Raw genomic sequence first — 22327 nt, 5'->3', positions numbered from 1 at the left:
GAAAATCCTTGCGGCAGTTTGTCCGTGGATGGCTTTGACCGAAATCAAGGCTGCCGGCGTCCAATGTGACCAGTGTCGCGCCATGCAAGATGGAGCGGATAGAGACATGCGGCCAGAATTAGTTGCCAGACTTGGTGAGAACGTGCCGCGCTATACGAGCTACCCGACAGCGCCGCATTTTAACGCAAGCGTTGACGCTACCGTCTGTCGTGGCTGGCTTCAGGCCCTCAACGAGGGCGACGAAATATCGCTGTATCTGCACATCCCGTACTGCGACAAGCTTTGCTGGTTCTGTGCATGCCATACCAAGCAGACACGCCATTACGAGCCGGTGACCACCTATCTGCGCTCGCTGCATGCGGAGATCGCCACCGTAGCCGATCTTGTCGCAGGCAAGGGCCGCGTGCGTGCCGTCCATTTCGGCGGCGGCTCGCCGACGATGCTCAAACCTAGCGATATAGTGGCGCTGGGAAGCGTCCTGCGCAACAGCTTTGCCTTTCTTCCCGACGCGAAGATCAGTGTCGAAATCGAACCCAACGACATGGACGATGACCGCCTTGATGCACTGGCCGAAATCGGCATGACAAGGGCGAGCCTCGGCGTTCAGGATTTCGATCCGAAGGTGCAGAAGGCAATCAACCGCGAGCAGAGCTTCCTGCAGACCAAGACGGTGGTTGACGGCGTTCGTTCGCGCGGCGTTGAATCGGTCAATCTGGACCTGCTTTACGGCCTGCCGCACCAGACCAGGGAGAGCGTCGCTTCTACGGTCGCGCAGGCACTGACGCTGGAACCGGATCGGATCGCGCTTTTTGGCTACGCGCATGTACCGTGGTTCAAGAAACATCAGACGATGATCGACGAGGCCTGGTTGCCGGGACCCGCGGAGCGCTTTGCCCAGTCGCAACTGGCTGCGCAGGCGATTGTAGACAATGGATACGAGGCAATCGGGCTCGACCATTTCGCCAAACCGGGCGATGCGCTGGCGATTGCGGCGCGCGCCGGGACTTTGCACCGGAACTTTCAGGGCTACACCGAGGATCGTTGCGAAACTTTGATTGGCCTCGGCCCATCGTCCATCAGCCAATTTCGGCAGGGCTATGCACAGAACATGCCTTCGACCACCGAGTATGGGCGCATGGTCGCGGACGGCGGGTTGGCCGCTGTCCGCGGGATTGCGTTTTCTGACGACGATCGCGTTCGCGGCTGGATCATCGAGCGGCTGATGTGTGACTTCGGCTTCTCCGCGATCGACCTGCTGGAGCGCTTTGGCGAAGCCGGTCAACGGCTTCTCGTCAAAGCGAGTTCCACCGCCCTTCACGATCCTGCGCGGTTGCTTGAACTTGACGGTGACCGCTTCGTCGTGCCGGCGGAAAGTCGGCCCTTTGTCAGGAGCATCGCGGCGAAGTTCGACAAATATTTCGAAACCGGCAAAGCCAGGCACTCGGTGGCGGTCTGAGCATTGGCTCCCGTTAGAAATGTTCGCCGGCCTTGAACGGGCCGATGCGGGTGCCAGGACACGCCATGCGGTTAGGGCCGGCGGCGCCGCGATCTGGGCCTGCAATCGGACAACGGATTGCAACCCTTGTTCAACAAGGCCATTGCTGCAACTGCCAAACGCGCGCGAGAGATCCCCACGGGGGAATGAACGCCGCCGGCGTATCCGAAGGCGCAAGAGAAGCAAAAGTCGCCTGCCAACTTTACGCGAAGGCAGTTGTGGCGCCAGGTCGCGATAACAATCCAGAATTCAGCTTCCGAAGACTGTCTCGACCCAGTCGAGAAAGCAGCGTAACTTTGCCGAAAGATAACGCCGCGTCGGGTAGATCGCATAGATCGGCCGTGACGAGGCTGACAATTCGGGAAAGACACGGCAGAGCCGGCCCTCGGCCACATGAGGAAGTGCTGCAAAGTCGGCGCATAGAGCAATACCAACCCCACCGAGCGCAGCATCGAGCGCCGCTTGGTCGTCATCGATTTCCAAACGCGCACGCCGATCGATTTTCACGGTGCCGTCCGGCCCGGTGAGTTCCCAGTCGCGAGCAGCACCGTCTCGCTGGCTTAGAACCTTAATCAATTCTGCCGAGCCTAGGTCACCGACGTTCTTCAGCTGTGTGTTCTTCCGCACCCAATCGGGAGAAGCAAAGAGCCCAAAACTCACATCGCAAATGTGTCGAGATATCAGGGTTGAGCTCTCCAGGCTCCCACCTCGAATGGCACAGTCCAATCCGGCTTCGTTGAGATTTTCGATGCGGTCAGAGGCCGACAAGGTAAGTGAGACATTCGGATATGAGGCGTAAAACTCCGCCAATCTCGGCAGGAGAAGGACGCGAGCGACCTGGCTCAGCGACGATACCCGAAGTCGACCCGACGGGACTTCGCCCACGCCGCTCAAGGCCTGTTCGGTGGTATCGATCTCATCGAGGATCTGATTGCACTTCTCGAAATAGATGCGCCCCTCCTCCGTGAGTGAGACCACGCGCGTCGTTCGATAGAGCAACCGCGTCGATAGAGCGGCCTCAAGGTCCTGGATTCTTTGTGAAATTCTGGTCTTCGGAACCGCCAGTGCCTGAGCGGCACTGGAAAAGCCACCGGCATTCACAACCGCCACAAACGTGCGCATTGCGGTCAGCTTGTCCATGAGAACTCCCGAAAGAAATTAGGAACTCCCGAAAGAAATTAGGCAGAATTCTCAAACAATAAAAGCATTCTTTGGACATTGTCCAATTATTCATGCGCGCAGTCAGCCAAGGTTCCGACCTCGCTCCAGCGCTCAGGCAGAGCCAATTCGCCGAAGTGCGTCCCTGCAGATTGTCCATTTTTTCAGGACAGTGATTGACGATCTTCGCAACTTGTCTCGTAACAGGCCGAGATAATAGCCTGACAAGAAGGTGCACATCGAATGTAGGGCGAAATGACAAAAGATTTGGAAGGCGGAATTACGCGTGCTGGAGAGGGTTTCGAGTCCGTGGAATGGGATATTCTGGGCCAGAGATACTTCCCCAAGGCGGATTGCGATACGTCTTTCGCGTTCGAAGCGATTTCCAACCCGGGTCAGTTTGTGCCCGTGCACATTCATCCTACGCAGGATGAATTTATTCTCGTTCAGGAGGGCCAGCTCGAACTGAAGCTCGACGGAAAATGGACGACCGCAAAGGTAGGCGATCTCGTGCGCATGCCGCGAGGTGTGCCTCACGGCTATTTCAACAAATCGAACAGGCCGGCGAGAGCACTGTTCTGGGTATCCCCCGCCCGCAAGCTGCACGACCTCTTCAAGGTCTTGCACAACATGTCGGATGTGGAAGCCGTTGTCCGCGCCTCCGCCGAGCATGAAGTGGATTTTCTTCCGCAAGAAGCAAACGATTAGTCTGCTTACATCGGCACACTAAAAGGGGTGGAGGCGTTTACGCTGTTTTCAAGCTTGGATCGCGAAAACTCAAACCAATCAATGGTCTGATTGGGTTGCAGCCTAGAGCATAATGACAGGCTCCGGCAGGCCTGGACTATCGACCGGCCGCATGAAAACCGCGCCGCCCACATCGCTCATCTTGGTCGCTTCCGTCGTGCTGCTGTTCCAACCGGTCGTCACATACAGCGTCTTCAGTTCCGGTCCGCCGAAACAGAGGCTGGTTACGAAAGTGGCCGGTAAATAGAGTGACCTTCGAAGCGTTCCCCTGGCATCAATGCACACGACTTTGCCGCCGCCATAGAGGGCGCACCAGACATTGCCGGCGCTATCGACCGCGAGGCCGTCTGGCATCCCGTCATTGTTTGCAAAGGTGAAGAAGATCCGACGGCCGGATATTTTCCCGTCCCGGTCGAGGTCGTAGGAGAGGATGCGATGGCCGACCGTGTCACTGAAATAGAGCATGCGATTGTCGGATGAGAAGGCCGGGCCATTGCAGATGACAAAACCTTTGTCGGCCACTTCCGCCGTGCCGTCCAATCCCACCCGATAGAAAGCCGCGCCGGGCTCCCTCTCGGAGAGATCGTAGGTTCCGATCCAGTATCGTCCGGCGCGGTCGACCTTGCCGTCATTGTAGGCCAGGTTCATTTTCCCGTTTTTGGGATCGGCGAAGAAGCGAGTTTTGCCGGTGCTGGTATCGAGAAGGTGTAGGCCGTGATCAACGGCGAGAAGAAGGCGGCCCTTATCGCCAAAGACGAGCGATCCGATCGTTTCCCCGAGATCGATCTTCCAGCTTTCGACCACGCCGCGGCCCCCCTTTTGGCGATGGACGAGTGGGCCGTAAAAATCGATCCAGTAAAGAGCTTGCTCCGCCGGATGCCACAAGATGCTCTCGCCCAGCCGGTCGCGCGTTTGAGAATAGATCTGCCATTCTGAATTGCCCGTCGGCATGTCAGCTCCCGATGTGGAACGTCTCGGTATGGCCGTCGACGGCGATGGCCTGGCCGGTCACCATCTTCGCGGCCGGCGAGGCAAGGAAGAGGCACATATCGGCGATCTCTTCCGGTTTCACGAAGCGTTTGATCGACTGTGACTGGACGTATTCCGTCTGGACGATGTCGAGCGAGACGCCACGGCTTTCGGCCTCGGCCTTGATCACGTGCTGCATGCGAGCGCCATCGACGGAGCCCGGGCAAATTGCGTTGGCGCGCACATCGTAGGGGCCGAGTTCGACGGCGAGAGATTTGGTCAATCCGATCACCGCCCATTTGGCTGCGGCGTAGGGCGTGCGAAGGCCGTAGCCGTAGAGCCCGGCGGTTGAGGAGATATTGATTATGCTTCCCGAACGTTGGGTCTTCATAGGGGGCGTGGCGCGTCTGGCGCAGAGGAACTGCGAATCGAGACAGACGCTCAGGCATGCGCGCCAGTCGTCCAACCTGATTTCTTCGACGTGGCCGGTCGGCCCTTTGGTGCCGGCGTTGTTGACCAGGACATCGAGACCGTTCAGGTCACCCAAGGCATCATCAAACCAGCGGTCGATCGCTGCCTCGTCCGTCAGATCGAGCCGCCTGACGGCGATCTCAGGATATGTCCTGGTGACTTCGTCCAGCGCCCGCTCGTCGACATCGCAAATATGAACCTTGGCGCCATTGTCGGCGAACGCCTTCGCGATCGCCCATCCTATGCCTGAGCCGCCCGCGGTGATCATGACCCGCTGCGGCGGTTTGGCGGCTGCCGATGGTGCTGCAGTCATCGCGAAAGCTCTCCGCCGTCCACGACGATATTGGATCCGTTCACATACGAGCAGAGGCCTGAGCAGAGTGCCACGGCGACCGAGGCAATCTCCTGGGGTTGCGCGAAACGGCCCATCAGGATAGCTGCCTCATAGCCGGCGCGAATAGCCGCGGCATCAGTTCCCGATTGCCGTGCAATATTGGCCGTCGTTGTTGCGACCATCTCCGTGTCGACGCTGCCGGGCGAAATCGTATTCACGCGTATGCCTTGCGGCGCGAGTTCCCCGACAAGCGTGTCCGCAAGCCTCAAGACGCCGGCCTTGGAGGCACAATAGGCTCCCCACAGGGGCCAGCCCTTGAGGCCGTACTGGGACGCGACAAGGACCAGATTTCCGCCGCGGCTCAAATGGCGCGACGCCTCTCGCGCAACCAGGAAGGCGCCGGTCAGGTTCACGTCCAGTACGCGGCGGAAATCCGCCGCCGACATGTCAGCCAGCGCAGCGACGGCGCCAATGGCGGCTGCGTGAACGACGTCATCGATAGGGCCCTCAGTGGCCACATCCATGAAGGCACGCACCACTGAGTCTTCATCGGCGACATCGCAGCCGCGAACGGCGTCGGATGCATTGATATCGAGGCGGACGACTGTCGCTCCGGCTTGGTCAAAAGCATCGGCAATCGCCTTGCCAATTCCGCGTCCCGCGCCGGTCACGACAGCACGACGTCCAACAAGAAGCGGTGGCATCTGGAATTGGGGAGACGACCTCCCCTGCGGCGAGTGATTGAGTGTCATGGCAAGGCTCCCGGTAAAGCATCTTGGATGTGCCGGAAGCGTATTGCACAGAGCGCGGCGCCAACAATGGTGCCGACGGTCACCATCTGCGGAGGGCCTCTGCTGCGGCTGGGCCGCCGTTTGCCGAAGTCTTCGCGGCAACGCGCCCAAACGTGTCGGCGCATAGTTTATGGTGACCGTCGGCACCATTGTTGGAGCCGCGCTCCGTGAACTAGGCTTCCGGCACATCCAAGATTGTTTTGCCGGGAGCCTTTGCCATGAAGCCAGATACTCTTCCCAAATGCTGCATCATCGGGGCCGGCTGCAGCGGGATCGTCACCGCCAAGGCGCTTGCCGAACGCGGCATCCCTTTTGACTGGTTTGACATGAGCGACCGGATTGGCGGCCAATGGGCATTCGAGAATCCAAATGGGAAGTCGGCAGCCTATCGCTCCCTGCACATCGATACGTCGAAGTTGCAGCTGCAGCTGTCGGACTTTCCGATGCCTGCCGACACGCCTCACTATCTGCACCACACGCAAGTGCTGGCCTATCTGACGGCCTATGTGGAGCACTTCGGCCTGTCAGGCAAAGTCAGGCTCAACACCGAAGTCACCGAGGCCACACGTGACGGCCAGGGAACATGGCAGATTCGCTTGGGCGACGGCCAGACGCGCTCTTACGATGCCCTGTTCGTCTGCAATGGGCATCACTGGGATTCCCGCTTGCCGGACCCAGCCTATCCAGGCCATTTCGACGGCACGCAAATTCACTCGCATGGCTATCGCGACCCATTCACCCCGATCGACTTCAGAGGCAAAAGCGTTCTCGTCGTCGGGATGGGCAATTCGGCAATGGACATCGCCAACGAGCTTTGCCCCCGCCACATATCGAAGAGGCTCTTTGTGAGCACGCGGCGCGGCGCGCATATCTTTCCACGATTTCTGCTCGGAAAGCCGGCCGACAAGGGCAAGCTCTATCCCTGGCTGCCGCTGTCATGGCAACGCTGGGTCGGTCGTCGGATATTCCATTTCGCAGTTGGCTACATGGAGGACTTCGGTCTGCCGAAACCGGACCACCGCGTCTTCGAGGCTCATATCTCGGTATCGGACACCTTCCCGACTCTGGTCGCTTCAGGCGATATCGAGATTCGGCCCGGGATCAGAGAGCTCGATGGGGACAGCGTCGTTTTCGAAAACGGGCGCCGCGAACAGATCGATATCATCGTCTGGGCCACCGGCTATAGGGTCAGTTTTCCGTTCTTCGATCCGTCTTTCATATCGGCGCCCGGCAATCGGCTGCCTCTCTTCAAGCGCGTCCTCAAGCCCGGCATCCCGAACCTGTTCTTCATCGCTTTGGCCCAACCCAGCATCACGCTGTTCGCGCTTGCCGAGCGCCAGGCGAAATGGATCGCGGCCTATCTGTCGGGTGAATACGCATTGCCGGACGTGGAGGAACAGTCACGCATGATCATCGCCGACGAGAAGAAGCACATGGCGCGCTATTACGCTTCGGCGCGCCACACGATGCAGCTCGATCAGGACATCTATTTTGCCGAACTGGACGGTGAGCTGCGGCGCGGCCGGAAGCGAGCGCGTGCCCTTGGCTTCGGACGCACACGACTGCCGGTGCCTAGCCTTGCTGAGACCGAAGTTCCCGCTGCAGCCGAGTGAACACGGGTATCATCTTCCAGGTGCTCGCAGATGTTGCATGTAGGTGAGGAAGAGTTCTCTCTCGGTGGTGATGTCGAGCTTCTGGTAGAGGCGAAGCCGATGGTTCTTGATGGTGCCGCGCTTGAGGCCGAGGCGGCCGGCTATGCTGGCGATCGGATGCCCTTCCAGGGTGAGCATCACAATCTGTTTCTCGCGGTGGGTAAGGCAGGCAAGCCAGCCGTCGTCTTGCCCGCTCGGAGCGTGCAGGGCGGACACTTCCACCTGATCACACATGCCTCCCGGAGCAACACCAAAATCCGTAGCCAGGGGAGACCTGATGATGAGCCGGCCGTCGGCAAGCGTTGTCTGCGTTCTGCCGGGGCTGGCCAAGTCCGCCAGAGCCTCAGTGAGCCCGCCATTTGGATCAGCCTCAAGCGTCCTCCAGGCGCGATTGGCGGCGAGCTCCTTGCCGCTGCGGTCGATCAGTCGGAACGGTTTCTCGGTCGAATGGTCGACCAGGCCACGGCCGATGATTGCCTTGAGGTGCGCTTTGTGCAGCCCCGCCAAAAGCGGAAAAACGCTCTCGATGCGCGCGATCTCAACGGCGGTGAATTCACCTGCGGCCCGGTCAAGAATAAGCGTCGGGCTGGCGCCGCCGATTGGCGGCAAGAACACCGCGATTTCATCGCTGATTCTTGCGGCGCGCAGGAACTCCAGGGCGTAGCGGCTCTTCCACAATTCCGCCGGTGCCAGTCCCCGCAATGATTTGACGGCAGGCGCGGCGACTGTTCGCCAGTAATGATGGAAAGGGTCGAACGCATAGAGACCAGAGTCATAAGGCGCTGCAACCTCAGTCCTGATCTGACGAGGGATCACGAGGTCTGGCGCGCCAAAACTTGAATAGCGGACCAACGACAGGAGATCGGCTTCGACCAATGATGTCAGCACCTCCAGCAGCCGGTCATAGAAAGCCTCGCCGCCTATGGCAGCACTTGCACGCTCCATCGCGTCCCAAAATCCCGTCCCGGTCATGTTCCGCGGAACTTCGAAGGCATTCAACGACAAGGCTTGGTGTCGAGCATCGGCACGTACCGGAGAAAGAACGTTCATGTCTCACCTCCTTGGCTGATTGGCTTGAAAATTGGTCGTCTGGCCAAGTATTGATCCCATTGGCCAAATATGTCAATATCGACGCATGAGCCTGACCAGAATAAGCGATATTCGACGCCGAGAACTGCGCCATGCCGCCTATGAGGTCCTCCAGGCGGAGGGGATGGGCGGGGCAACCATCGAAAAGGTTGCGCAGAAGGCGGGCGCGTCCAAGGGCATCGTCCACCACTATTTCAAGACCAAGCAGGAACTGTTCGAGCATGCCATGCGGCACTCGAATGCTTTGCTGCGCGATGAAGTGATCCGGCTGATGCGCCTTGCACGTAGCCCTGATCAGCGGCTATGGGCGATCATCGAAGGCAATTTCAGCACGGCGTTCTTCACGCCCGGGATCTGTCGCGCCTGGCTTGCCCTTTGCGCCGAAATCCCGCGCGAGCCACAGCTGGCGCGTATCCAGCGCGTCGTTCATGCCCGCATGCATTCGAACTTGATGACCGCACTGTCGGCACTGGTTCCAGCAGACGAACGGGAAACTGTCGCGCTTGGCATAACGACACTTATCGACGGGCTTTGGCTCAGGCAGGGGCTGCATCCAGGCCAGCTGACCGCATCGGAAGCCTTGGTGCAAATGGCCGATTATCTGGCCCATCGCATCCCGCATCTAGAATGGCACGAACATCTCTCCCGGACTCATGCTGCTGTTCAGCAACTGCGCTAGTTGACCGTCTCCATTGCCGGGCTTGCTTGAGCCGGTTGGAGTTGAGCAGAGCGAGGCGCGCGGAATTTTCCAGACAGAGGTTCGGCGTCGTTTGAGCTAGGGCGATCACGGCCAGCCTCCTGGCTGGGCTGCCCGCGGCGCCTCCCCCATCAGCCAGCGGTCGGCGTTCGGTGCTTCTTGGCCGGCTGAAAACGAGTGATAAGGTCGGCCTGCGCTCAGAGTCAAAGATGGGCCGGGGGTACAGAAAATGGCACACCCATTATGCAACGCAATGCTTGGCTTCTCGGCCCTTGCCCTGGTCGCGTGCCAAACTGCCCCTGAAACGCAGCAACCTGCCGCTGTCGAACCTGGGCTAGGACCTGGTCCCAATCCTTCCCAACCTGCCTTGGCTCCTGCCGCTGTTTCTTCCGGTTCGGCACTCATGGATCAATCCGTGGCGATCACGCCCCCTGGCAAGGGCATTCCAGCAAAGTACGCTGCCTTTTCGGGTCTATGGGCCGGGCGATTGGAAGGGATGTATGAAGCCAAACTTGCCGTTCAGACGATTTCTTCCAACGGAAAGGTGACGGTCACCTATGCGTGGGGAAATCTGGCCGACAACTATCCGGGAGAGGCCGCCGGCGCCGGAAGAATAATAGGGACCACGTTGAAGCTTGGGCGCCTCCCGAATGGCGCGGACCTCAGCTTTGTGATGCAGTCAGACGGAACCCTGGCCGCAACCGTTGCGCTTTCTGGCCAGACCTACACGGGCTCGTTCCTCAAGCAATAATCAAAGACGCGTCTGCTGGGTCGCGCTCCGGCCAACCTCCGGGGCAACATGTCAGTTCGCAGATTCCCGATGCTGGAAGAACTGCAAAAACAGTTCCCGCTCGGTGGTGATGTCGAGCTTCTCGTAAATGCGGCGGCGATGGTTCTTGACGGTGCCGACGGTGATGCCGAGCCGCTCGGCGATGTTTGCGGTCGGGTGTCCGGCCAGGATGAGTTGCACGAGTTCACGCTCCCGCTGCGAGAGTTCCGGCCACAGGCTCGCCGGGATGCTGGGCTCCTGCCGCGGTGAAGCCCCGGGGCCGGTCGGCGCCGATGTGCGGGAAAAGTCCGCGCCGCGCGCGGTAATGTCGAGCGCATGCAGCGCCTCGAACACCGGCAGCCGCTCTTCCAGCTGGGCGATTTCGCTGTCCTTGAACGAATTGGTCGAGCGGTCGAGGAAGATGCCGAGGCACCAGTCGCCGCCATCGGCAAGCATGATGCCGACCTCGTCGCAGATTTCCGACTGCGCCAGGAAGCCGGCTATGTACTGGCCGCGCTTGGCGGCATCGTCGGCAAGCCCCTTCAGCGGCATGATTCCGAGCCGACGCTCACTCCGCCACGAGGCATAGAACGGATCGAAGACATAATAACTGGCGAGATAACGCTGGACCATCTCGTCCGAAAAGCGCCGGTGCTTGATGAATTCCGGCGTCTGCGTCGCCGAATAGCGCGTCACGGTGACGAGGTCGTGCGCAATGTCGGCGCCGATCAGATCGATCAGGCAGTCGACATGCCTGTCCGTGCCGGTGGCGGCGATCGCCTTGGCGAGCGGCGCCCAGATATTGCCCATGCGCATGCCCTTTTCTCGGCGATCCCGGCCCAACCGTCATTGTGTCTTTAGGCATATGGCGCGAGGCAGCCTGTCCAAACTAGCCTTGCGTCATCCTAGACCACATCCCGAGGCGACCGTGACCCAGCCCAATCCCGCCGGCCCCATCGTTGGCAATCCGCCGATCATTGGCAATCCCATCGTCATCGGCATCGATGCCGGCGGCACCATGACCGACACGATCCTTGTCGATCAGGACGGCCACTTCAAGATCGGCAAGTCGGCGACGACACCGAAGAACGAAGCCGAGGGCTTTCTGGCCTCGGCCGAAGACGCGGCCGATGCCTGGGGCATCTCGCTGGAGCAGCTCTTCTCCGGCGTCAACGTCGTGCTCTATTCCGGCACCGGCATGCTCAACACGCTGTTGTCGCGCACCGGCCGTCGGCTTGGCCTGATCACCACCAAGGGCCTTGAGGACATGATCCTGATGGGCCGTGGCCTGCAGGCCTGGGCCGACTATTCCTATGCCGACCGGCTGCATGCTGTGACCCATCACCATCCCGATCCGCTGGTGCCGCGCCGCCGCACCCATGGCGTCACCGAGCGCATCGACCAGTTCGGCGACATCGTGCTGCCGCTCTACGAGCATGAGGTCGTCATTGCTGCGAAGAAGCTGATCGCCGACAAGGTCGAAGCGATCTGCATCATGACCATTTTTTCGCACGTCAATCCGGTGCACGAGAAACGCATCGCCGAGATCTGCCGTCAGGAGGTCGAGAAGGCCGGCGCCGACATCATCGTCTACACCAGCCATGAAGTCCGCCCGGTCATCCGCGAGCAGTCGCGGCTGAACTCGGTGCTGATCGAGGCCTACGCCACCTCGCGTGGCCGCAAGCAGCTCAAAGGCATCGAGGACGTCTCGAAAAAATACGGTTTCAAATATGGCGTGCAGACGCTGCTCTCCTTCGGCGGCCTGACCTCGATCAACCATCCGCGCCTGCATGAAACCATGATCTCCGGCCCCATCGGCGGCATCCTCGGTGCCGCCTATGTCGGCAAGCTTATCGGCAACGACTCGCTGATCTGCTCGGACATGGGCGGCACCTCCTTCGACATGGGCGTCATCACGCGCGGCCAGACGCGGATCGAGAACGAGCCGCTGATGGACCGCTTCAAGCTCAATGTGCCGACGCTGCATCTCGACACCATCGGCGCCGGCGCCGGCATGATCCTCAAGGTCGATCCGCTGACCAAGAAAGTCTCGCTCGGGCCGGAAAGTGCTGGCTCCGATCCCGGCCCGATCTGCTTCGATCGCGGCGGCACCGAACCCACCATCGCCGATTGCGATGCCATTCTCGGCCGCCTCAACCCGCATTATTTCCTCGGCGGCAAGGTCGTGCTGCAGGTCGAAAAGGCGCGCAAGGCCTTCCAGGAGAAATGCTCCGACATACTGGGCGTCGGGCTGGAGGAGGCCGCCGAAGGCATGATCGACATGCTGGAGTCCGACGCCAACAATGCGCTGCGTCGCGTCATTTCCGGCCAAGGCATCCACCCCTCGGAATTCACGCTGCTCTCCTATGGCGGTTCCGGCCCGCTGCATCTGGCCGGTTGCTCCAGAGGCATCGGCTTCAAGGACATCATCACCTTTCAGTTCGCCGCCGCCTTCTCCGCCTTCGGCTGCACCACGGCCGATTTCATGCGCCGGCATTCGGTGTCGACGCAGCACGACATCCCGTCGCGCGCCGACGAGGCCACACTTGCCACGTTCGGCGCCAAGGTCACCACGGTCTGGAACGACCTGACCAAGGCAGCGGTCGACGAGATGATTGCCGATGGCCACGCTCGCGAAAAGATCAAGACCGTGCCGTTCCTGATGATGCGCTACACCGGCCAGCTCGAGGATGTCGAAGTGATGGCGCCGCTGGCCGAAGTCAATTCGGCCGACGACATGCGCAAGGTCATCGACGAGTTCGAAGCGGTCTATGCCAAGGTTAACCACCGCGTTTCGCGCTATGGCGAGGCCGGCTTTACAATCACCGAACTTGGCCTTATCGCCACCGCCGACAAGGTCAAACCGGTGCTGCTCAAGCGGCCACTCGGCAAGTCGGACCCGGCAGCCGCCCACAAGGGCGTGCGCGAGGCCTATATTGGCGGACGCTGGCACAGGGCCAATCTCTACGAGATGGACCTGCTGCAACCCGGCCATGAAGTGATCGGCCCGGCCATCATCGAACATCCCGCCACCACGCTCGTCGTTCATCCGCAGGACCGTGTCCATGTCGATGAATGGACGCTGCTGCACTACACCCACGCTTGAGAGGGCACCGCCATGTTGGACAAACCTGCTTCGGCCCTGCGCCTTCGCGAAAGACTGCTCGATTCCGAGCGGCTGATGGAAGAGACCGGCTGCTATGACGGCATCACTGAACTCACACTGCGCAACCAGGATCCGCTGAAATTCGAGACGCTGCACACCAAGCTGCGCGCCTATTGCGTCTCGGCCCGCGAAATGGCCCGCCGCATCTCCGCCTCGCCCGGCGTGCGCGAGGTCGGCGAAATGGTGGTCGCCATCTACACGCCGGAGGGTGACGCCATCGCGCTCTCCAACGGCATCATGGTGCATGTCCATACGATGAGCCGCTTCATCAAATGGATGATCAAGAACAATTACGAGGAAAACCCGAAGATCCGCGAAGGTGATATCTTCGCCAACAACGACGCCTTCATCGGCACCGTGCAGGTGCCTGATGTCATGGACGTGGTGCCGATCTTCCATGAAGGCACGCTGGTCGGCTGGGCTGGCGCCGTCTGCCACGAGCTGGAAGCCGGCGGCATCACCCCTGGCGGCGACGTCTGTCTCGCGCAGGAGCGCTTCACCGAAGGCCTGTTCGTCTGCGCCGAAAAGATCGGCGAGAATGACGAGATCCGCCGCGATTACGTCATCCGCTGCGAGCGCAATCTGCGCATGCCGATCTACTGGGTGCTCGACGAAAAGGCCAAGGTCGCCTCCTGTATCGACATGCGCGAAAGCGTCAAGCAGCTGATCTCCGAGATCGGCCTCGACTACTGGATGAAGGTGTCGAAGGAGTTCATCGAGGAAGGCCGCCGCGCCCAGCTCGCCCGCACCCGCCAGCTCACCGTGCCCGGCATCTATCGCGGCCACACCTTTTACGGCCATGTCACTGCCGGCAAGCCCGGCTTCCAGCTGCTCGGTGATCCCGACTGGCTCTACAACATCCCGATCGAGATGGAGATCACCACCGACGGCAAGATCACCATGGACTTCGAGGGCACGCAGGCCTGGGGCTACCATTCGATGAACTGCACGCCGGCCGGCATGGATGGCGGCATGTTCGTCACGCTGACCCAGCACATGAATTTCGAAGGGCTGGTCAATGACGGCGCCTGGATGGCGACCGAGCTGAAATTGCCGCATGGCACCTGGACCAATCCCGACAACGAGATGGTGGCGACCGCCACCTCGTGGGCCCTGCTGCTGCCGGCCTATGGCGTCTTCCAGCGGCTGTTGTCGCGCAGCTTCGTGGCGCGCGGCTTCGTCGAGGAAGCCTTCGTCGGCCAAGTCAACAGCCCGATGATCGAGATGGGCGGCGAAAGCCAGTACGGCACGCCGTTCGGCATGGCGCATTTCGAATGCGCCGCCGCCGGCTCCGGCGCGCTCGCCATCAAGGACGGGCTCGACACCGCCTATGTCGGCTGGAACCCGGAATCCGACATGGGCAATATCGAGGTCTGGGAACAGTCGATGCCGATGGTCTATATCGGCCGCTCGATCGTGCCGAACTCGGGCGGCGCCGGCAAGTATCGCGGCGGCTGTTCGTTCGTCTCGACCTGGCTGATCAACAAGACCTCGCATCTCAGGCTCCACACCTCGGAGCACTCCTCGCGTGTGTTCGACAATGGCGGCATGTGCGGCGGCTATCCGGCGCCGACCTGCCAGAAGCATCGCGCGGTGCGCAATTCCAACATCCACGAGCTGGCGGCAAAAGGCGCGCCGCTGGCGCATGCGCCCGGCATCGACCCGCATGTCTCCGATTACGAGAAGAACATCGGCGGCGACCATGTCGTGGTCGAGGGCCCCTACATCACATCTCCGCACAAGTCCGGCGACATCTTCAGCCATTCCTACAATGGCGGCGGCGGCTATGGCGACGTGCTGGAGCGCGATCCGATCAAGACGGCGTGGGATGTCGAGAACGGCTTTCTCACCCGCGAGGCGGCGGACCACGTTTTCGGCATCGTGCTGAAGGACGATGCCGATGGCTATCCGGTCGCGGACATAGATGCGACGGTCGAACGCCGTGCCGCCATGCGCAGAGAGCGCCTGGCCAAGGCGATCCCTGTCACAGACTGGATCGCCGCCGAGCGTGGCCGGGTGGAGAAGGCCGAATTCGCGCCCGAGGTGAAGAAAATGTACGCCAGCGCGATCAAGCTGTCGTCGCGCTTCACCAGGGATTTCAGCGAGTTCTGGAACGTCGACGCCAGATCGATCTTCATGCCGGGAGCAAAGCCATGACCTCATACAGCAAGGAAGTCATCCGCGATCTGGCCGCCGGCCAGCTGCCCTGGCCGCAGACGCGGCGCATCATGAGCACCTACAAGGACGATGACCGCTTCTTCAAGATGGTCGCCGTCTATCAGGACCGCGTTGCCTGGAAGGATCCCATCCTGCTGCCGGTCTCCGATCATTTGTTCATCTGCCAGAGCGGCGATGAGCGCATCACCCGCTGCGAATGCGGCCATTCCTTTGGCGACTACCGCAAGAACTGGAAGCTCAAGGCCGCGATCAACGTACGCAACACCGAGGGGGCGCTGCGCGAGATCTATCCCAACAGCGATCTCCCCGATCCCGAATGGATGGAGATCCGCGAATTCATCTGCCCGCAATGCGGCACGCTGCATGAGGTCGAGGCGGCGGCACCGGGCTATCCGATCGTCCATGATTTCGAACCCGACCTCGAAGGCTTCTATCGCGAATGGCTGGGCAAACCTCTATGAGGGCATTGGTTTTGTGAACCGCGTCGCAAGCAAGGTAGCGCTCGTCACCGGTGCCGGCATAGGTCTAAAACTATCGCATCAGATTTCGGCATCGGAGACCCATTGCCTATGACAGACCTTTCCGGCCGCAGCGCGATCGTCACCGGCGGGTTTTCCGGCATGGGTTTTGCGATTGCCACGGCGCTTGCCCAAGTCGGCGCCAATGTTGCCGTCGGTTCCTACGTTGCGCCCGCCGGCGCCGAGAAATCCGATGCCGCCTATTATCCCGGCGCCGATGAAATCGAGCGTGTGCGCTCCGCCCTGTCGGCCCATGGCACCAAGGTTCATGCGGCTCATCTCGATGTCCGCGACAGCGAGGTGACCAACCGGTTCTGGGCTGAAGCCGAGGCGGCTATCGGGCCCGCCGACATTCTGGTCAACGCTGCCGGCACCACCGCCGAGCAGCCGGTTTGTGGTCATTCCGACGCGCTGTGGGACAAGATCGTCGACACCAATCTGACCGGCGCCTTTCGTGTCACCCGCGCCGTGTTGCCTGGCATGATCGCGCGCGGTTGGGGCCGCATCGTCAACATCGGCTCGACGGCGGCTTCTGTCGGCTGGAAGGACAACCCGGCCTATTGTGCCTCCAAGGCCGGCCTTCTCGGGCTCACCCGCTGCGTGGCGCTGGAGGGGGCCGCGCACGGCGTCACCTGCGTCATGATCAGCCCGACCTGGGTCGAGACCGAACTGATGCGCCGCAATGTAGCGCAGGTCGTCGAGCGCGAGGGCAAGGGGCGCACGGCCGAGGAAGCGATGGCCGAGATCGCCAGGGGCAATCCGCAGCAACGCATGCTGCAGCCGCAGGAGATTGCGGCACTCGCCGTCTTCCTGTGCTCGGATCTGGCCAAGGGCATCACCATGGAAAACATCCAGATCACCGGCGGAGCGTTGTGGTAGCGTTTTTCCAGGATGGTTGCGGCCTTCATGGACCATCATGGCGGCCCTGTGGATGCTGGGAGTGCCATTGGATTTGCGCACGCCGCGCAGTTTGAGCTCAGCCTTGGCTTGCCTCCCGGGCACCGGCACGTGAGGTCGTGCCGTCGTTGTTTTCATCCTGCGCCATCGCCAGCGGCGCGCCTGGTTCGCCTTCCCAAAGGATCAGGCTGGCGGCGCCGATCAGTCCGGCCTGGTTGCCAAGCTGCGCCGGCACGATAGGCACGTCGCGATAGGCCGGCATCGCCCGCTGCTGGACAACTGCCCTGATGCGCGGAGCCAAAAGGTCGAAGCCATTGGCGAGGCCGCCGCCCATGACGATCAGGTCCGGCGAATAAAGGTGAAGCAGATTGGTGAAGCCGATGCCCAGCCAGTTCGCCTCCGCGTCGACCAGTTCGAGCGCGCTGACATCGCCGGCCCGCGCTGCCTCGATCACATGCCGGGCCGACACGTCGCCGTCCGCCGAAAGGCGCCGCAGCGCAGAGCCATCGCCAGGCGAGGTCAGCGCCGTGGCGCGCCGCCCAAGCGCGGTTCCGGAGGCGACCGCCTCGAAGCAGCCGATGGCGCCGCAAAAGCAGCGCTCGCCTTCGCCGGTGATGGTCATGTGGCCGATCTCGGCCGCCAGCCCGCGCCTGCCATGATAGATGTGACCCTCGGCAACGACGCCGCCGCCAATGCCGGTCGATACGGTGACGAACACCATCGATCCGGTGCCGCGACCTGCGCCAAAACGCCATTCGCCGAGTGCTGCCGCATTGGCGTCGTTCTCCAGCCGCACCGGCAGGCCGAAATGCTTGCCCAAAATGTCGATCAGCGGCACGTCATGCCAGCCGGCCAGCGTCGGCGGCGCAATGACGATGCCGGCCTTGGGATCGAGCGGCCCCGGCGCCCCGACGCCGATGCCAGCGACCTTGGCCTGGGGGTGCTGTGTCAGCAGCTCTCCGGCCAGCGTGATGATCTGGCCGATCACCGCTTCCGATCCCGCACCCGCCATCGTCGGCGCCGAAACATGGGCGACCACGCGGCCGCCGCTGCCGACCAGCGCGCCGCGCAGCTCCGTTCCGCCGAGATCGAAGGCGAGCGCGACCTTTGTCATCAGGCGGCGACCTTCAACCCATGCAGCCAGGCCATGCGCTGCGCAAGGTCGGGGTCGCCGAAAGCCAGAGAGCCAAGCACCACGGTTTCGGCGCCCGCGGCGCGCAGCCGCGGCACCGTCTCGTGGCGGATGCCGCCATCGGCCGCCAGGATGATGTCGGCTTCGCGGCCGGCTTTTCGCATCAGCGCGCGTGCCTCGATCAGGCGCGGGCAGGCCTGGTCGGACAGGCCCTGCCCCTTGACGCCGATGGATGTGCCGAGCAGCGTCACGAAGGCCACTTCGGGCAGGAAGGGCGTGACGGCGCTGACGGGCGTTTCCAGCCGCAGCACCACGCCGGCCTCGACGCCGAGCTCATGCGCCAGCCGCACGGCGCGCAGGCCGGCTTCGCCATTCTCCGCATGGACGCTGATCAGGTCGGCGCCGGCCTCGATGAACTGGCGCGTCTGCTCCTCGACGATTTCCGCTTCGACCATCAGGTGCACATGGATCGGCCGCGCCGTCAGATTGGCGATGCGCGCCACCAGGTCGGGAAAGAACAGGAAACCAGGTGTGAAGCGGGCGTCTGCGACGTCGATGTGATGCAGATCGACAAAGGCATCGATGCGCTTCAGATCGCGCTCCATATTGGCGAGGTCGGCCGACCACAGGGAGAACTCGCCGAGCAGCCGGTTGCGCGGCAAGGCAGCTATGGCAGCACGGCCGGACAAGGATTTGGTGGTCATGACGCAACAAGGCTCCGAACTTTGAAGTGGGTGTGAAGGAAGGTGGTGATCTCAGCCTGCAGCTCGGCGAAATGCCTGTTGCTGTCGAGCGCCTTGGATGTGATTTCCACGAAGGTCGCGCCGGGAATGGCTGTGGCAAGCGTGTGCGCCGCCGACAGCGGATGCAGGGCATCGAGAGTGTTGCCGACGACCAGCGTGGGGATGCCGAGCGCAGCGGCGTCGCTTGTCGAGACGCCGGGTCCATCGGCAGCGATGTCGGCGAGGACCTGCGCGAACGCTGACCCATCCGGCCGGTCGAAATAGCCGAACAGCGAGGCGAGATTGTCGGGCGCCTCGCGCCGCAGCCGTGCGGCCGTCTGCGACTGCGCGAAGATTTCTTTCGCTTTGTCGGGGCCGTAGCCGAGGATGAGGCCGGCAACCTCGGCGATCGGCCGCAGGTTCGCCGGCGCCTTGTCGAACGTCCAGGCTGGCCGCACCAGCAGCAGGCCGGCGACGCGGTGCGGGTGGCGGCAGGCGAGGCGCAACGCAATCGCCGCGCCCATCGAAATGCCGCCGGCGACGAAACGGTCGAGACCGGCCTGGTCGGCGGCGGCGAGCACATCATCGGCGAACATCTCGAAAGAGAATGGCCGGCCGCTGCCGAGTTCCGAGCTGCCGTGCCCGCGGCATTCCAGCGTGATGCGTCGGCCGGCGGCGGCGGGGAAGGATTGCAAGACCTGCGCCTCGTTGCCGCCCAGCCCATGCTGGAAGGCGACAGAGAGCCCGTCCCCGCTGTCGGAAACCCGAAGCGTGGCGTCGTCGCGGAGCAAGGTGGCCGGGCGCGGCATCAGGCCAGCCCTTTCAGGAAGCGGGCGACACCGGGCGCCTCTTCGGCCGATAGCCCGTGCGTGACCAACGGTCCGTCAAAGCCTGTTGCCTTGAGCCGGGCGACGAAATCGGGGAAGTCGACGACGCCTTGGCCGGCAGTGGCGAAGCGGCCGTCGACGAAACGGTCCTTGGCGTGGGCCATGGCGACGTGGCCGGCTGTGGCTTCGACGGCTGCAGTGACGATGGCGCGCGCCTGTCCGGCGCTCGCCTGCTCGAACAGGTTTGCCGGATCGAGCACGATGCGCAACCGCTTCGAGCCCATCTCGGCGATGAGGCGCATCGCGTCCGCCGCCGACGTCACGATGTTGGCCTGTTCGGGCTCGATGCCGAGATCGACACTGTGGCGCTCGGCAAGTTCAAGCGCCTTTTCCATCTCGACTGCCATATCGGTCCATGCCGAGGGGTCGGCATTGTCCGGATGGTGCGCCCATTGGTCGTCACGATTGCGCGTTCCGGTGCAGAGCGTCACGAGTGGCGTGGCAAGCCTTGCGGCGGCTTCGATCACCACCGTCAGCCGGCGCAAGCCATCGGCGCGTACCTGCTTGTCCGGATGGGCCATGTTGTAGGTGCCGGAGAGCGCCACCAGGGCGACGCCTGAGGCATCGGAAGCGGCCGCAATACTGCGGATGGCGTCGTCAGGCACCGCATCCGGCATCGACGGCAGACCGGCGCAGGCAAGGTTGAACTGGGTGACGGCAAATCCCGCTTCGCGTACCGCCGCCAGCACGCCGGCCGGTTCGCTGCCCGGAAACGTCTTGGCGAACACCCCGATCTGCATCACACCGTTCCCGTCACGGCAGCGATCTCGACGCGCTCGCCGCTTTCGACCGAGCGGGCAATCGCCACCATGGCGCGGATCGAGGCGAGGCCGTCCTCGACATTGGCGCCGCGCATCGGCTTGCCGTCGAGCACCGTCTCGGCGAGACCTTCGAGCTGGCGCCTGAAGAAGTGCCCGTCGGCGCCGAGCGGCTTGCGCGAGGTCGCATCCTTCTCGTGAAAAATGTCGACCTCGCTCGCCCGGAAATACCAGGGATTGAAGGTCTTCGCGATCACCGAGCCGTTCTCGCCATAGAGCTGAAAACCTTCGTGCCAGTCCATGCGCACGGCCACTGTGAGGTCGAGATGGCCGAGCGCGCCATTGGCGAATTCGGTTTCGACGAACCAGCAATAGGCGCCGAATTTTTCGTTGAGACGCGCGCGCACCGCAACGATCTCGCCGCAGAGAAAACGCGCGGTGTCGACGAGGTGCGAGCCATGCGCCAGCATGAAATATTGCCGCAGATCGGCCTTCGGATTTCCCGCCGGCTTGCGCGCCAGTTTGCTGGTCACGGGTAGCGGCTGGATGGCGTCGGTGTTGGTGTAGCGATGGGTGGAATCGCAATACCAGGCTTTCAGCGCCAGGATCTCGCCCATCTCGTCGCGGACGAAATCGCGGGCCGCTTCCAGCGCCGGATCGAAGCGCTTCATATGGCCGACCTGCAGCACCTTGCCGGAGCGTTTGACCGCATCGGCGAGTTTTTGACCTTCCTCGACCGAGACGCCGATCGGCTTTTCGCACAGAACGTGCTTGCCGGCCGCCAGCGCCTTGATCGACATCGGCACGTGATAGGCGTCCGACGTCGCGACGATCACCGCCTCCAGTTGCGGGTCGGCCAGCATGGCATCGTAGTCGCCATACATCTTCTCGGGCTCATAGGTTGCGCCCATGCGCGCCAACAAATCGGGGGCGGCATCGCAGATCGCGTAGAGGTCGGCATTGCTGGCCTTCACGCAGGATTCCAGATGGGCAAATTGCGCGATCGGCCCGCAGCCGAGCACTCCCACACGAAGACGACGGTCTTGCTTGCGGATCATGGTCTCTTCCTCACGCGCCGTAGCCGCGCATGGTCTGGCGGTTGATCTTGACCGCGGCGGCCGGATCGGCGGCGGCGGTCTCGGATTCTTCTTCCAGCACCAGCCAGCCGTTGAAGCGTGGCGCGGCGCTGGCGATGTCGATCACGGTCTGGGTGTCGCAGACGCCCTTGCCGAGCATGGCCCAGATGCCCTTGGCGTCGACGTCCTTCAAATGGACGTAGCGGATGCGGTCGCGGTAGGTGGTGAGCGTATCGGCCATGTCGGCGTGGCCGCGCAAGATGTGGCCGGTGTCGGGCACCCAGCCGACCAGCGACGGATCGAGCAGCCCGAAGATGCGGTCGTAATCGGCGCGGTCGAACAGCAGCGTGTTGTGGTGCGAACTTGGATGCACCGCGACCTGGACGCCGGCCTTTAGGCCGAGTTCACCAGCCTTGTTGTAGACGTCGGCCGCGATGGCAAACTTGTCGTCGCGCGGTCCGTCGGAGACGACGGTGGCCGAACCCATCGAGACCAGTGCGCCAGGAAATTGAGCCGCGAAATCGATCCAACGCTGCGCTGCCTCGAGGTCGACGCCGATCCTGTCCTTCAGCGTAAAACCGCTCTTCGAGCCGAAGGCGAAGGACACCAGCGTCAGGCCGGAAGCCTTCAGTGCCGTGGCAAATTCCGCCGGCTTGTCGGCATAGCGGCCGATCATCGTGTCGGTGATCTCGATGCCGGCATAGCCGCCATCGGCGATCGCCTTCAGCAGGTCGTCGGGGCCGCCGGCAAAACGGTCTCCGAGCATTTCCCAGGTAAAGGTCTGGCACCCGACTTTCAGCTCTTTCACGATCATCCTTTCA

The 22327-nt window shown here is 62.2% G+C and carries 21 protein-coding genes; 9 read left to right on the top strand and 12 right to left on the bottom strand.

Annotation, left to right across the window (positions count from 1 at the left end; all coding sequences use genetic code 11):
* Positions 1-106: 106 nt before the first annotated feature.
* Complete coding sequence (gene hemN / locus AC1DXN_RS29755; protein ID WP_477278076.1) at positions 107-1456, top strand: oxygen-independent coproporphyrinogen III oxidase; 1350 nt, start codon at positions 107-109, stop codon at positions 1454-1456.
* Between the two features lie 288 nt (positions 1457-1744).
* On the opposite strand, the gene AC1DXN_RS29750 is transcribed toward hemN, so the two are convergent.
* Positions 1745-2635: a LysR family transcriptional regulator gene (locus AC1DXN_RS29750; RefSeq protein WP_477278031.1), complete on the bottom strand. Its 891-nt coding sequence runs from the start codon at positions 2633-2635 to the stop codon at positions 1745-1747.
* A 273-nt stretch (positions 2636-2908) separates the two neighbouring features.
* Between AC1DXN_RS29750 and AC1DXN_RS29745 the strand changes: the two genes are divergently transcribed.
* Positions 2909-3361: a cupin domain-containing protein gene (locus AC1DXN_RS29745; protein WP_477278029.1), complete on the top strand. Its 453-nt coding sequence runs from the start codon at positions 2909-2911 to the stop codon at positions 3359-3361.
* A 102-nt stretch (positions 3362-3463) separates the two neighbouring features.
* Here the strand turns inward: AC1DXN_RS29745 and AC1DXN_RS29740 are convergent, their stop codons facing one another.
* From AC1DXN_RS29740 to AC1DXN_RS29730, 3 genes are read right to left on the bottom strand one after another with little or no spacing between them, the layout of a single operon-like run.
* The gene (locus AC1DXN_RS29740; protein ID WP_477278028.1) at positions 3464-4351 is read right to left on the bottom strand and encodes an SMP-30/gluconolactonase/LRE family protein; all 888 of its coding nucleotides are present in this window, start codon (positions 4349-4351) and stop codon (positions 3464-3466) included.
* Position 4352: 1 nt separating this feature from the next.
* A complete protein-coding gene (locus AC1DXN_RS29735; protein WP_477278026.1) occupies positions 4353-5153 on the bottom strand; it encodes an SDR family oxidoreductase in 801 nt (266 codons plus the stop codon).
* Complete coding sequence (locus AC1DXN_RS29730) at positions 5150-5926, bottom strand: SDR family NAD(P)-dependent oxidoreductase (protein ID WP_477278024.1); 777 nt, start codon at positions 5924-5926, stop codon at positions 5150-5152. The genes AC1DXN_RS29735 and AC1DXN_RS29730 overlap by 4 nt, the downstream gene beginning before the upstream one ends.
* Positions 5927-6183: 257 nt before the next feature.
* Between AC1DXN_RS29730 and AC1DXN_RS29725 the strand changes: the two genes are divergently transcribed.
* Positions 6184-7578, top strand: coding sequence for a flavin-containing monooxygenase (locus tag AC1DXN_RS29725; protein WP_477278022.1), 1395 nt, complete (start codon positions 6184-6186; stop codon positions 7576-7578).
* 9 nt (positions 7579-7587) lie between these two features.
* Here the strand turns inward: AC1DXN_RS29725 and AC1DXN_RS29720 are convergent, their stop codons facing one another.
* On the bottom strand, positions 7588-8667 hold the full coding sequence (locus AC1DXN_RS29720) for a helix-turn-helix transcriptional regulator (protein WP_477243185.1): 1080 nt from the start codon (positions 8665-8667) through the stop codon (positions 7588-7590).
* 85 nt (positions 8668-8752) lie between these two features.
* Between AC1DXN_RS29720 and betI the strand changes: the two genes are divergently transcribed.
* Together betI and AC1DXN_RS29710 are read left to right on the top strand one after the other, a co-directional pair.
* Entirely contained in the window at positions 8753-9385 is a 633-nt protein-coding gene (betI, locus tag AC1DXN_RS29715; RefSeq protein ID WP_477278020.1) for a choline-binding transcriptional repressor BetI, read from the top strand.
* 421 nt (positions 9386-9806) lie between these two features.
* On the top strand, positions 9807-10154 hold the full coding sequence (locus tag AC1DXN_RS29710) for a hypothetical protein (protein ID WP_477278018.1): 348 nt from the start codon (positions 9807-9809) through the stop codon (positions 10152-10154).
* Between the two features lie 51 nt (positions 10155-10205).
* On the opposite strand, the gene AC1DXN_RS29705 is transcribed toward AC1DXN_RS29710, so the two are convergent.
* Positions 10206-10988: a helix-turn-helix domain-containing protein gene (locus AC1DXN_RS29705; RefSeq protein ID WP_477278016.1), complete on the bottom strand. Its 783-nt coding sequence runs from the start codon at positions 10986-10988 to the stop codon at positions 10206-10208.
* Positions 10989-11148: 160 nt separating this feature from the next.
* Here AC1DXN_RS29705 and AC1DXN_RS29700 point away from each other — a divergent pair, with 160 nt between their 5' ends.
* The 4 genes from AC1DXN_RS29700 to AC1DXN_RS29685 all read left to right on the top strand — a co-directional run bounded on the left by AC1DXN_RS29700 (position 11149) and on the right by AC1DXN_RS29685 (position 16913).
* Positions 11149-13278: a hydantoinase/oxoprolinase family protein gene (locus tag AC1DXN_RS29700; RefSeq protein ID WP_477278074.1), complete on the top strand. Its 2130-nt coding sequence runs from the start codon at positions 11149-11151 to the stop codon at positions 13276-13278.
* Between the two features lie 12 nt (positions 13279-13290).
* A complete protein-coding gene (locus tag AC1DXN_RS29695; RefSeq protein ID WP_477278014.1) occupies positions 13291-15495 on the top strand; it encodes a hydantoinase B/oxoprolinase family protein in 2205 nt (734 codons plus the stop codon).
* Complete coding sequence (locus AC1DXN_RS29690; protein ID WP_477278012.1) at positions 15492-15977, top strand: acetone carboxylase subunit gamma; 486 nt, start codon at positions 15492-15494, stop codon at positions 15975-15977. Before AC1DXN_RS29695 ends, AC1DXN_RS29690 begins: the two co-directional genes overlap by 4 nt.
* 108 nt (positions 15978-16085) lie before the next feature.
* Positions 16086-16913: an SDR family NAD(P)-dependent oxidoreductase gene (locus AC1DXN_RS29685; RefSeq protein ID WP_477278010.1), complete on the top strand. Its 828-nt coding sequence runs from the start codon at positions 16086-16088 to the stop codon at positions 16911-16913.
* A gap of 97 nt (positions 16914-17010) precedes the next feature.
* On the opposite strand, the gene AC1DXN_RS29680 is transcribed toward AC1DXN_RS29685, so the two are convergent.
* Genes AC1DXN_RS29680 through AC1DXN_RS29655 form a run of 6 tightly spaced genes read right to left on the bottom strand, consistent with a single transcriptional unit; the run spans position 17011 to position 22320 of the window.
* Positions 17011-18045, bottom strand: coding sequence for an ROK family protein (locus AC1DXN_RS29680; protein WP_477278008.1), 1035 nt, complete (start codon positions 18043-18045; stop codon positions 17011-17013).
* Complete coding sequence (locus AC1DXN_RS29675) at positions 18045-18767, bottom strand: ribulose-phosphate 3-epimerase (protein WP_477243192.1); 723 nt, start codon at positions 18765-18767, stop codon at positions 18045-18047. The genes AC1DXN_RS29680 and AC1DXN_RS29675 overlap by 1 nt, the downstream gene beginning before the upstream one ends.
* Positions 18764-19594, bottom strand: coding sequence for an alpha/beta fold hydrolase (locus AC1DXN_RS29670; RefSeq protein ID WP_477278006.1), 831 nt, complete (start codon positions 19592-19594; stop codon positions 18764-18766). Before AC1DXN_RS29670 ends, AC1DXN_RS29675 begins: the two co-directional genes overlap by 4 nt.
* Complete coding sequence (locus AC1DXN_RS29665) at positions 19594-20412, bottom strand: sugar phosphate isomerase/epimerase family protein (RefSeq protein ID WP_477243194.1); 819 nt, start codon at positions 20410-20412, stop codon at positions 19594-19596. The genes AC1DXN_RS29670 and AC1DXN_RS29665 overlap by 1 nt, the downstream gene beginning before the upstream one ends.
* The gene (locus AC1DXN_RS29660) at positions 20412-21488 is read right to left on the bottom strand and encodes a Gfo/Idh/MocA family protein (protein WP_477278004.1); all 1077 of its coding nucleotides are present in this window, start codon (positions 21486-21488) and stop codon (positions 20412-20414) included. The genes AC1DXN_RS29665 and AC1DXN_RS29660 overlap by 1 nt, the downstream gene beginning before the upstream one ends.
* A 10-nt stretch (positions 21489-21498) precedes the next feature.
* Positions 21499-22320, bottom strand: coding sequence for a sugar phosphate isomerase/epimerase family protein (locus AC1DXN_RS29655; protein ID WP_477278002.1), 822 nt, complete (start codon positions 22318-22320; stop codon positions 21499-21501).
* Between the last annotated feature and the right edge of the window lie 7 nt (positions 22321-22327).

Source organism: Mesorhizobium sp. P2_H9 (genome assembly GCF_056403215.1).
This window is presented reverse-complemented; position numbering and strand designations above follow the sequence as displayed.